The 11304-nt window shown below is 32.8% G+C and carries 14 protein-coding genes; 8 read left to right on the top strand and 6 right to left on the bottom strand.

Annotated features, from left to right (window positions below):
• Window positions 1-108: 108 nt before the first annotated feature.
• Complete coding sequence (locus DN394_RS21935; RefSeq protein ID WP_000752472.1) at window positions 109-351, top strand: hypothetical protein; 243 nt, start codon at window positions 109-111, stop codon at window positions 349-351.
• 143 nt (window positions 352-494) lie between these two features.
• Here DN394_RS21935 and DN394_RS21930 read toward each other — a convergent pair whose 3' ends face one another.
• Both DN394_RS21930 and DN394_RS21925 read right to left on the bottom strand, forming a co-directional pair.
• A complete protein-coding gene (locus DN394_RS21930; RefSeq protein ID WP_098705388.1) occupies window positions 495-1991 on the bottom strand; it encodes a glycosyltransferase in 1497 nt (498 codons plus the stop codon).
• A gap of 87 nt (window positions 1992-2078) precedes the next feature.
• On the bottom strand, window positions 2079-2339 hold the full coding sequence (locus DN394_RS21925) for a hypothetical protein (protein ID WP_000889750.1): 261 nt from the start codon (window positions 2337-2339) through the stop codon (window positions 2079-2081).
• Between the two features lie 403 nt (window positions 2340-2742).
• On the opposite strand from DN394_RS21925, the gene DN394_RS21920 reads away from it, so the two are divergent.
• Window positions 2743-4200: an MFS transporter gene (locus DN394_RS21920; RefSeq protein ID WP_001186936.1), complete on the top strand. Its 1458-nt coding sequence runs from the start codon at window positions 2743-2745 to the stop codon at window positions 4198-4200.
• A gap of 58 nt (window positions 4201-4258) precedes the next feature.
• On the opposite strand, the gene DN394_RS21915 is transcribed toward DN394_RS21920, so the two are convergent.
• Genes DN394_RS21915 through DN394_RS21905 form a run of 3 tightly spaced genes read right to left on the bottom strand, consistent with a single transcriptional unit; the run spans window position 4259 to window position 7432 of the window.
• Window positions 4259-5368: a DUF4018 domain-containing protein gene (locus DN394_RS21915; RefSeq protein ID WP_149294233.1), complete on the bottom strand. Its 1110-nt coding sequence runs from the start codon at window positions 5366-5368 to the stop codon at window positions 4259-4261.
• Window positions 5343-6506: a DUF58 domain-containing protein gene (locus DN394_RS21910; protein WP_098705390.1), complete on the bottom strand. Its 1164-nt coding sequence runs from the start codon at window positions 6504-6506 to the stop codon at window positions 5343-5345. The genes DN394_RS21915 and DN394_RS21910 overlap by 26 nt, the downstream gene beginning before the upstream one ends.
• Window positions 6503-7432 carry an AAA family ATPase gene (locus tag DN394_RS21905; RefSeq protein WP_098953457.1) on the bottom strand — a complete coding sequence of 310 codons (930 nt, stop codon included), beginning with the start codon at window positions 7430-7432 and terminating at the stop codon, window positions 6503-6505. Before DN394_RS21905 ends, DN394_RS21910 begins: the two co-directional genes overlap by 4 nt.
• A gap of 203 nt (window positions 7433-7635) precedes the next feature.
• Here DN394_RS21905 and DN394_RS21900 point away from each other — a divergent pair, with 203 nt between their 5' ends.
• Together DN394_RS21900 and DN394_RS21895 are read left to right on the top strand one after the other, a co-directional pair.
• On the top strand, window positions 7636-7953 hold the full coding sequence (locus DN394_RS21900; protein WP_098705392.1) for a PadR family transcriptional regulator: 318 nt from the start codon (window positions 7636-7638) through the stop codon (window positions 7951-7953).
• Window positions 7954-7960: 7 nt separating this feature from the next.
• Window positions 7961-8497, top strand: a complete 537-nt coding sequence (locus tag DN394_RS21895; protein ID WP_000448683.1) for a DUF2812 domain-containing protein — start codon at window positions 7961-7963, stop codon at window positions 8495-8497.
• 381 nt (window positions 8498-8878) lie between these two features.
• Here the strand turns inward: DN394_RS21895 and DN394_RS21890 are convergent, their stop codons facing one another.
• A complete protein-coding gene (locus DN394_RS21890) occupies window positions 8879-9124 on the bottom strand; it encodes a DNA alkylation repair protein (RefSeq protein WP_097916693.1) in 246 nt (81 codons plus the stop codon).
• Between the two features lie 283 nt (window positions 9125-9407).
• On the opposite strand from DN394_RS21890, the gene DN394_RS21885 reads away from it, so the two are divergent.
• The 4 genes from DN394_RS21885 to DN394_RS21870 all read left to right on the top strand — a co-directional run.
• Window positions 9408-9791: a VOC family protein gene (locus DN394_RS21885; RefSeq protein WP_001049855.1), complete on the top strand. Its 384-nt coding sequence runs from the start codon at window positions 9408-9410 to the stop codon at window positions 9789-9791.
• Window positions 9792-9805: 14 nt separating this feature from the next.
• Entirely contained in the window at window positions 9806-10348 is a 543-nt protein-coding gene (locus tag DN394_RS21880) for a GNAT family N-acetyltransferase (protein WP_098705393.1), read from the top strand.
• Window positions 10348-10926 carry a kinase gene (locus DN394_RS21875; RefSeq protein ID WP_098705394.1) on the top strand — a complete coding sequence of 193 codons (579 nt, stop codon included), beginning with the start codon at window positions 10348-10350 and terminating at the stop codon, window positions 10924-10926. Before DN394_RS21880 ends, DN394_RS21875 begins: the two co-directional genes overlap by 1 nt.
• 27 nt (window positions 10927-10953) lie before the next feature.
• Window positions 10954-11304, top strand: a 351-nt coding sequence (locus DN394_RS21870; RefSeq protein WP_149294232.1) for an HAD hydrolase-like protein, incomplete at its 3' end; no start/stop codon positions are given.

The raw sequence follows: 11304 nt of genomic DNA, 5'->3' as shown, positions 1-11304 counted from the left end.
ATATATAAAACTGATAAGAAAATAGCAGCTAATTTATAAAATTTAGTAGGAGAGTCGTGTCTAAATTCGATAAACTGCATATATTGTTAAGAGAAAGGAGGGAGAGTTATGGCATGTACTACGAATAATGTTTGTTTAGATGTGTGTCTTAAAATTACAATTACCCCTGGTAGTGGAATTGATGCAGAAGTGGATTGTGGGGGCACATGTGGGACAAGTCCTACAATTGTAATTAGTCCTAGTGGATCAATTGTTATTACTTTACCATTAGTTGCATGTTTCTCAATTGCACTAAAAGATGATTTAAGTGTTGACTCTTCATTAACAAGCCTCTCTTTTCAAACTTCTTAAGAAAGATACAGAAATGAAAAGCCTGCCTGCTACTTTTCTTTTGATCTAATGTAAAAATAAAAAAGATGGTTACAACCCATCTTTTTTATTCTGTCATATATTAAAAATGAGATAATATATTATTTAGTAGGTAGGATGTATAATTAAAAGCACTCTTTACCTCTTTTTTGTTCGATGAGGTAAGAAATTGCTTCTATATGATCGCCAATGATTTGTTGTGTTGCTAATGAAAGGGAACTTTCTTCAGAGAAGTGTTTTTCAGGTCGAACACGATTCAATTTATCAACGTCGACAGAATGGACATTTTGTACATGAAAGCCTGCTAAAATTGTTTTAACTTGACTTAAGGTAGGTGAAAGAAGTGAATCAAACCCAATTGTATGAATGCATTTTCGACTAAAAGCATGAGGGACAGCAATTGTGGATCCCATACCTAAATCTTTCCGATTACATGCTAAGTTGATAGTATATTTACATGCGGTGACGATAGAATACGGTAGACGATACATATAATAGTACTCTAGTTTATTTAAAGCTAAGTCCGTGCCATTTTGAATAGATTGTACAAATGGTAATAAATCATAACTAGAAATTAAGAAATCTCCATCTACAAATAATAGTATTTCACCTTTTGCAAAAAAGGCACCGACAGCACGTCCCGTATCATTTCCAAGTGCTTCTTCGTAACTTATAACTGTTGCACCGCAACCCTTCGCCAATGCCTCTGTTTTATCTGTTGATCCATTAACAATAACGATAATTTCAAAAGGTTTTAATTTCTTTACCTCAAAAATGACAGATTCTATCGTTTTTTCTTCATTTTGAACAGGGATAATAACTGATAATTGCTTATCTCCATAAGTATTTGAATAAAACTCTTTACCTGTAATTATTTTTGGGATGTATTTTGGTTCACCGTTTTGAAGCCCTAAAATAATATCACGATTTCGATTACAATCGGTATAGTTTCCTCTTTGATCTCGCACTAGATTGATCCAATTTGCAATGGCTGCAAGATGATAATGAATGAGTTGAGTTGAAGGGAAAGAGGGAACTTGAGGGATAGAAATCTTTAATTGATCGCAAATCCGAAATTTATGTTCAATAATTTTCATTTGTGCCAATATTGGATTTGATAAACTATCTGAAGTAATTACCTCAAGTACTTCTTTTGTCATTGCATAGGGAGGAAATAATAAGGAGTTAACATTTAAATCTGGACGATGAAAAAAATGATTCGTAACTTGCTGCCAAATCATTGCTAAATTTGGCTGTTTTTTTTGATGAAAAAAATCATCTAAATTATTTAATACGACGTCAGCAGATCCATTTAGTAATGGTTGAAGAAATTGTATGAGTAAGGAGGGGGGAACCATGTAATTTTCATCTAAAAATAAGAGGTACTGCCCCTTTGCTTTTTTTGCGCCAATTACATAACAATTAGTAGGTTCTATCGGTTCTTCTAGTGTAATAATTTCACAATTGTAGGAATCTGCACTCTCAATTGAATCCTGGATATATCCGTCAATAGTAAGGATAATTTCTAAAGGCTGTAGTTGTTCGCATGCTTTCAAAATTTCAGGTAAATTTTTTATTTTATGTTGTATGGGGATAATAATAGAAATTGGATTTTTACACATAAGCAGTCTCCTTTTTAATCAGAGATAGTTGTTAATAAGATTAGATAAAAGAGGAGATACATTTTCTTTTTGTTATAAGCATAACAATCATTTAGTTTTATCAGACTCACAATTTTCTTTACTTGTATTAGAACCTTTATTTATTCCAGAAGCGAGTAAATTATTGAGAACGCTAAGGTCTAATTGCAGAGGGATGGAGTTTTCGGATGGAGTTTTCTCATTTTCTTTTTTTGTAGTTAATATAGTCTTTATATTTTTAATTTCTTTATATTGTTTTAAGGTAATGAAAAATCCAGAAATAATTAAGAGAAAAGAAACAGTAGTAAGTGAAAGTATTATTTCCAACATAAAATAGCCTCCTTTAAAACTATAATAATATTATAGTTGAATGTAATAAAACAGAATTCGAGCTAATGAGTTCACTTTTTAAATATATGCAAATCTTTAGTAAAAGTTACTGGTTTCTAAGTTAGAGGAAGCAATTATAGAAGCGTTATAAATATAAATAAATGAAAGGTTCATTTGTAGTGTAAAGGTATATATTATATAGCTTAAACTGCATTTTATAAAAAGTTAAATAGGGTGTAAATTTATACAAAAAGAGCATTTAATTGGACAAATATTTAATTATGTGAAATAATAATAACAGACAAGGAGACGTTGCTTTTCCTTAAGTGCTTCGAATTAATTTTATTCAATAAGAGAAGGTGTGCTTAAAGAAGTTAAATTAAAAAAGGAGCTGTTTTATTATATGCAACAAAATAATGATTTAAATTTTGAACCTCAAGACGTTAATATTGTCAATCCTAAACAAGCCAGGAAAGCAGTAGTTGCTACTGGTATAGGGAATGCAATGGAGTGGTTTGACTTCGGATTATACGCGTATTTAGCGGTTATCTTAAGTCAATTATTCTTCTCAGGTGTTGATAATAGTGGATTGCAACTTGTACTTACATTTGCTACTTTTGCAGTGGCCTTTCTCGTTCGACCAATCGGAGGTGTATTCTTTGGTAGAATAGGAGATAAGTACGGCCGAAAAATCGTGTTAAGTACTACTATTATTTTAATGGCACTTTCTACATTATTCATCGCATTACTACCAACCTATGAACAAATTGGTGTATGGGCACCAATACTACTTTTAGTTGCCCGAATGATTCAAGGCTTCTCTACAGGCGGCGAATATTCAGGAGCAATGGTTTATATCGCAGAATCTTCTCCAGATAAAAAGCGTGGTATACTCGGTAGTGGTCTTGAAATTGGAACACTCTCAGGTTACATTGCTGCATCGGTAATTGTTACCATTTTGACGTTATTGTTAACAGATGAGCAAATGCTCAGCTGGGGCTGGCGTATTCCTTTCTTAATAGCTGCACCAATTGGTTTGGTCGGTTTATATTTACGCCGTCATTTAGATGAATCTCCCATCTTTGAAGAGATGGAAAAAGCACAAGAGGAATCTGAAGACAACGAACAATTTTCATTTATGGATATATTAAAATATCACAAAAAAGACTTCTTATTAAGCACAGTAATTGTCGCCTTCTTTAATATTACGAATTATATGATTCTTTCGTATATTCCTTCTTATCTAACTCAAGTACTTAAAGTCAAAGAAACAACTGGCTTATTAATTATTTCTATTACGATGGCACTTATGATTCCGCTAGCACTTTATTTCGGTAAATTAAGTGATAAAATTGGTAATAAACGCGTCGTGCAAATTGGTTTACTTGGTTTAACAGTATTTGCAATTCCAGCATTTTTACTAATAGGTAACGGACATATCGCAGCTATATTTGCAGGTATTTTCGTATTAGGATTCTTCCTAAGTGTATATGAAGGAACATTACCTTCATTATTACCATCACTATTTTTCACCGATGTACGTTATCGAGCGCTTTCGATCTCATTTAATATTTCTGTATCGATATTCGGTGGAACAACACCGCTCGTATGTTCATACTTAGTTCATGCAACCGGTAACCCGCTTGCACCGGCATTTTATTTAGCAGGTGTAAGTATTATTGGATTAGTCGTATTTAGTGTATTATTCGTTACGACTTCAGGACGTGCACTAAAAGGTTCATATCCTACAGTAGAATCGAAAAAAGAAGCACACCAGATTGCAAAAGAAGACCCTGAAGAAACACTTTGGTGGCATGAAGAGTCGTTAGAAATTGAAGCAGGGAAAAATGCTTCAATTTAAAAAGTAACGTAGAAGTATAAAAAGACTCCTATGAAAATAGGAGTCTTTTTTTGTTATGTTATTTCTTTCTTTTCTTCAAATTCTTCTGATACAAATAAAGCTTATGAATCTCTTCCTTAAATTCCTGAAGTAGCATCATATCCTCACTATTTGAATAACGTACTGTATTATAAGCATTTACAATAATATGACTCTGAATATTTACATCTTCTTCACTATTTATTCTTTCTAACCATGCTTCAACAGTTTCTCCTCGTTTTCTATTTAAAGGAGGAGTTAATTTACTCTCCAGTTTAAAAATTTCTTTTCGAATTTCATTATGTGGCGGTTTGTTTCGTTTAAAATGTTTTAAACTCATTCCTTCTTTATCAGTGATAATAGTAGATTCGAAGGCAGAGATATTTGGTAAATTTAATTGTTTTCGTTTTTTTATTATTTTCCAAACGACGTAAATAGCGATGACTGTACAAACTAATATTGTAATACTATTTATAAGGGTTGGATCAAAAGAACGATGTCCAAATTCATCCTTAATTTGAGGATCTTTTAAATTTCCTTTATTCGACCAAAAATCGTCTGTTTCTTTTGATTCAGCTGCCGAAAATAACGGATTAATGGCGTATCCAAATCCTAAAGCAACTACTTGTACGGCATAAGAAAAAAGAAGCCGAATGTATGGGAAAATAGGAATGAGGAAAGCACTAATTATTCCAATCGTAATAAGAGAAGCGAAACGTAATAACTGCTGATTACGATTTGCCCCGGTTAACCAAAATGTAATCATTATGTGTATAACTAACAGTAACAGTTTCCACAAAGGTGGAAAGGGCGCATAAAATACGGCTGAAATACTAAACCAAACAATACCGCCTAATGATTTTTGAACTGGATATCCTGGTCCGATTACATGTACGATAAAGAAGAAAAGCGGTAACATTATTGTGCCAAATAGAGAGAAAGAGAGAAAGAGAGAACAACCGATTATTTGAGTAATTAACAGTATGACAAAACCTGTTGTTTTTTTCTTCATTAGTTTATGGATAAGAAATACTCCAATATAGCCTATTGCTAAAAATATAGCAATAGCAACTAGTTCATCCCTTTCTGTTAATAACGAAAGGAGGAGCAGCAGAATAAAGTCATTAACGTGATAAAGCCAAGTTTTCAAGCTTTTCCACCATCCCTTCGTTATTAATGAGAAACGTAGGCTGAGAGAGAAGAGGGAGTTCATTTCTCTGTAAACCAATGTATATCATTGTAGACGATCGTTCTCTTTTTCTCGTTACATAATGAAGAAATCCTTGTTTCGGAAGTAACGTACTATCATCTGAAATACGCGCTAATTCCTCTAAAGATATTCCGTAATGTGTTTGCCCTTCGTTTAATGGTAAGTGCAGAGGACCACCTTCAGTTAATACACTAATAAATAGTTCAAACGGTATTTGATGCTTCGTTGCGTATTGACAAATGTATGTTGCAAATGAAATAAGGTCTTCTATATTATCTTTCCAACCAAACCCGCGATCAGCAGCTAATGAAAGACAAATCGTCCAACTATAATTTTTTACAGGTTCATATTGCTTCGCCTGTAACTCTTGCATTTTAGCAGATGCTTTCCAATGAATAGAACGGAAAGACTCACGTTCATATCGTTTAACACCGATAATAGATGTTTCATCATTGTAAAAAGAAAAATTCGTTCGATAAGATCCGGTTAAAAGTTGCTGTAGTTCTTGTAAGCCTGCTACTTCTTTAGGAGAAGGGTACACAATAATTTCAGTCCTCAATTTATCAAAAATGGGCAAATGTACAGTTAAAAGATGAAAAGGATCTTTCAAGACACATTCGAACTGTTCAATTTGAAACACACCACGTTTCGTTGCGGTTAATGTTAAATCCCACTTTTGCGCCGAATGAGCAGGTTGTGAAAACGGGAAAGAGAATAGTGTTTTTGATATTTGTTCAATTCCTTGATCTTTTTGTGGTAGTAGTGACGGATTTAAATGAAAATAACAAACACCGTTAACGAGCGGTATATTTGCTCCATTTTTTAAATGAATAAAAAACTGCCCGGATTCATTAGGAAAAAGCCGAGTAGTTTGTTTCTCATTTACGACTTCAAATGTTTTCTCTATGTAAGCGACATATTTATAAATGAAAATCGCAAATAAATAATAGAAGAAAAAGAGAAACATAATGATTCGTTGTGGCATGAAAAATGTAAATAGTATAGCGCCTGGGACAGTTAGTTGAATAATATGGAGTTGGAAAAATAAAGGTACAGTTACAACACGCTGTCCATTCATGTTTGTTCAATCTCAACTGGTACGTCAACTTCTTTTAAAATCCTTTGCATAATTTCATTTTTTGTCGTACGTAATGCGCCTTCCATTGATAAGACGATACGGTGATTCCAAACAGAAGGAACTAAAAATTGTATATCTTCTGGCGTGCAATATTCTCTGTCGCGTAAAAAGGCTAGTGCTTGAACTGCACGCACTAAAGCTAATGTGGCACGCGGGCTTACACCATTAGCGATGTAATCATGATTTCTTGTAGCGTGAGCAAGTTTAATAATATAATGTTCTAACGGTTCTGATACGAAAATTTCTTTTACTCGTTTCTGTGCTTCTAAAATATCATCTAAAGAAATAACAGATGTGACACTTTCTAGTGGTACATCGCTACGAAAACGTCGCATCATTTGTAGTTCATCTTCTGGAGATGGATAACCAATTGAAATTGTCATTAAAAAACGATCAAGCTGTGCATCTGGTAGAGGAAACGTTCCTTGTGATTCAATTGGATTTTGCGTCGCAATAACAAAGAACGGTTTCGGAAGAGGAGTAGATTGCTTTTCAAGCGTTACTTGTCGTTCTTCCATCGATTCTAATAAACTAGACTGTGTTCTAGGCATAGCGCGGTTAATTTCATCCGCAAGCAAAATATTGGTCATAACTGGTCCAAGTCTTAATTCGAATTCACTCGTTTTCGGATTGAAATATTCAATACCTGTTACATCACTCGGAAGTACATCAGGTGTAAATTGGACACGAGAAAAATTACCACCAATACTTTTAGAAAGTGTTTTCGCAAGTAACGTTTTCCCCGTACCAGGCACATCCTCAAGCAGTACATGTCCATCAGCAAGCAATGAAACGAGTAATAGATCAATAACATTTTCTTTACCTACAAAAACCAATCCTATGTTTTCTTTCAATTTATTTATCATATGTATCATTCCTTTCAAAATATAAACGGATATTTCTATATTTTAACAAATTATTCAGAAAATTGATATTATTTTTTAATTTAAAGAAATAGATATTAAGTTATTAAATTACCTTGCATATTTTGGAATATGATTATACAATATCGATATACGATGTATCGTTAGTTGATATATCGAATAACGATGTATCGGAGGTGGTTATAATGAATACGAAAGCGAAAAAATATATTCCGTTAACAGAGGCGACATATTACATATTGTTGTCACTTGTGAAGCCGATGCATGGTTACGGAATTATGCAAATGGTAGAAGAGATGACAAATGGAGAAGTAAAGCTCGGTCCTGGAACTTTGTACGGGAATACGACGAAGTTACTAAAAGAGAAGTTAATAGTTGAAGTCGCCTCTACAGATAGAAAGAAATGTTATGAGTTAACGCCACTTGGTAGAGAAGTATTAGAGCTAGAGCATAACAGGTTGCAGAGATCGGTAAGAAATGGAAATAGTATATTAGGGGAGTGATTAGAAGGTGGAGACGAAAAGGGTATTCAAATTTTTTACAGCATGGAATTTAGAAAAAGAAGAAGCTTTTTTACGAAAGATGCATCAGCAAGGTTGGGCATTACAAAAATATAATTTAATGTATACGTTTCAGAAAACGGAGCCAAAAGATGTAATATACAAAGCTGATTTTAGATTGGTTTATAGAGATTCGAAAGAACAACAACAAGAGTATTTCGAAATATACGAAATGTCAGGTTGGAAACGCGTAACAAGTTTCGCAAGATGGAATTATTTTTGTAAAGAAGTAGAAGAGGTAAATGAATTGCCTGATATTTACTCAGAAAAGGAGACGAGGATACAAAAACTAAATGAGTTATTAGTATTCTTTGTTATTATGTTAGCAGCTATATTACCATCAATGTATAATCAATTTATAAGTCCGATGGAATCAAGAGTGCCAATTTGGGCGAAAGTTATAACAGGTCTTTCAGGTTGTATGTGGATGTACTTCTTTATAAGACTCACTTGGAAAATCAAGAAATTAAAAAGTGAAATATTATAATAAAGAGTAGAGTATAAAAGAAGTTGATGAGAGGAAATGTCGGAATCAACTTCTTTTGTCTCTATATAAATGTAATTTGTTCACTCTTTTTTACATAATAAAAACTATATAATTACGGTGTAGAACTACCAGTTAACAAAAAGTTATTAAACTAAAAAAAATCATAAATGAACAAGAAATGATTCTCAATAATAACCACCAGTTAAAAATATTAATAATCCTATATATTAACATTGTTTGATTAATTACCCTTTTATGAACATTAACAAAAGAATGTGAAGTTTAACATATAATAAGGAAGAGATACGCTTTTAATTACCGTATTAAAAGGAAAATCCCTTATAGAGAAATCTATTTCTACAAGGGATAGTAAAGACATTATTAGAAAGATTGATTTTGTGCAGGTTTAATAAATTGTTCTGGATTTTCAACAAGTCCGCATACAGCGCATTGGACTCTGTATGTTGGTCCTTGATAGGACATATGAAAAGCATTTATCGTTTCATTTGTGTATTCTTCTTCTACTTGACCAGTTTGTGGATTTAATTTGACTGGTTTTACTTGTTGCTCAAGAATATTAAAGCGAGTACGGTTCGTTTTACAGCTTGGACATAGCATTGGTTCCATATGTATACACCTCCATTTGTAGCATTTCTTAAACTCTTTAATTTTATGCAAGCAAAAAAACTTTCTCAATATAAATGGGTGTTTAAAGTATTTAAAATTCAGAAAAAATAAAATATAATAAGAGTACGAACTGGTTATGTCCAAACCAAATCTCCTGTTTTATGCCAATAAGTTGGGGGGCCGAGAAATCGGCCTCATTTTTTTGTGCTCATTACTATAAGAAACAAGGTTTTTAAGAGACTTTTGTCGAAATTTTAGGGATGGATATAAAGGAGGATGTAAAATGAATTTAAAAATGAAGTACATCATTTTATATGTAGAAAAGTTTGAAGAATGTTTAAGATTTTATAAAGATATTTTACAGTTACCTATAAAAGCAGAGCATGGTACATATATTGAATTTAATACTGGTTCTACAATTTTAGCGATGAACACAAGGCAAGATGTGAAAGAATTAACAGGACTACCACTTACAGAAGGTGAGTTACAATCTTCTCATTTTGAATTGGGATTCGTTGTTGATCATGTACAAGAAACAATCGAACAATTTAGAGAGCAAGGTATTAAAATCTTAGTTGAACCAATTGTGAAACCATGGGGACAAACAATTGCATACATTGCCGATCCAGATGGGAATTATATTGAAATTTGCAGTTCATTAGAATAGAAGGAGAAAAAGAGATGGGGTTTCCGAAACTAGAAACAGAACGTTTACAATTAAGAGAACTAACACTGTTAGATGCAGAAACGATGTTCCGTTATTTTTCAAAAGAATCTGTTATACGTTATTTTGGAATGGATTCTTTCGAAAATATTGAGCAAGCGAAAACAACGATTCAAACGTTTAAAAATCGTTATGAAGAAGGAACTGTATTTCGCTGGGGAATTGAGAAAAAGGGTACGGGCCAATTAATCGGAACGTGCGGATTTCATTTAATAAACAAGCATCATAAGCGAGCTGAAATTGGTTATGAACTAGACGATACATATTGGGGACAAGGGTATGCAACGGAAGCGTTACAGGCGATTTTAGATTACGGGTTTGAAACGTTACAACTTATAAGAATTGCAGCTGTTGTATATGTAGAAAATAAAGCTTCTCAAAAATTATTAAGTAAAGCAGGGTTTCAAAAAGAAGGATTACTTCGAAAACATATGATTCAAAATGAAGTTGCTCATGATACGATTTTATATTCTTTATTAAAAGAAGAGTGGAAGAAGTAATGCGTACAAATGAGCTTATAAATGTTATGAAGAAGCATAAAGAAAATAGATTCATTTTAGGTATAGATGGTTTAAGTCGATCGGGAAAGACAACATTTGTAACAAACTTAAAGGAAAATATGAAACAAGAAAGCATTCCGTTTCATATTTTTCATATTGATGATCATATAGTAGAGCGTAATAAACGATATCATACTGGCTATGAAGAATGGTATGAGTATTATTATTTGCAATGGGATATTGAGTCGCTTCGGCAGAAGTTTTTTCAGAAGTTACAAAATGAAACAAAACTGAAATTACCGTTCTATAATAATGAGACAGACTCAAGTGAGATGAAAAAAGTACAGATCCCCATAGTAGGCGTAATTGTAATAGAAGGTGTTTTTCTACAGAGAAAAGAATGGAGAGATTTCTTTCATTATATGGTGTATTTAGATTGTCCAAGAGAGACACGGTTTCTACGTGAGAGTGAAGAAACGCAGAAAAACCTTTCAAAGTTTGAAAATAGGTATTGGAAAGCAGAGGATTATTATTTAGAAAGTGAAACACCACAGAAGAGAGCGAACTTAGTTATATAATGATTAGAAAATAGAAAGGTGAACAGAATGAATATTTTATGGGATTTTGATGGGACGTTATTTGATACGTATCCAGTTTATACAAAAATTCTTTCTCAAGTTTTAGGGAAGGAAATAAGTGAAGAGGAAATCTATACAAAGTTAAAGGTTTCATTTTCTCACGCAATTGATTATTATAAAATATCTAAAAAACAATTAAGTGAAATTGATGTATTAGAGAGTCGCATTATGATAGAAGATATAAAACCATTTGAAAAAGTGGAAGAGCTATTAAAGTTTGCCGATAAAAATGTCATTATGACTCATAAAGATAGAGCGGGGGTATTATCTATATTAAATCATTACGGCTGGGAGAAATACTTCGTAGACATGGTTACA

The sequence above is a fragment of the Bacillus sp. BB081 genome, assembly GCF_008368895.1.
In the GTDB taxonomy this organism is placed as follows: Bacteria; Bacillota; Bacilli; order Bacillales; family Bacillaceae_G; genus Bacillus_A; species Bacillus_A wiedmannii.
Note: the sequence above shows the minus strand (reverse complement) of the source record. Positions and strands in the feature narration are given on the sequence as shown.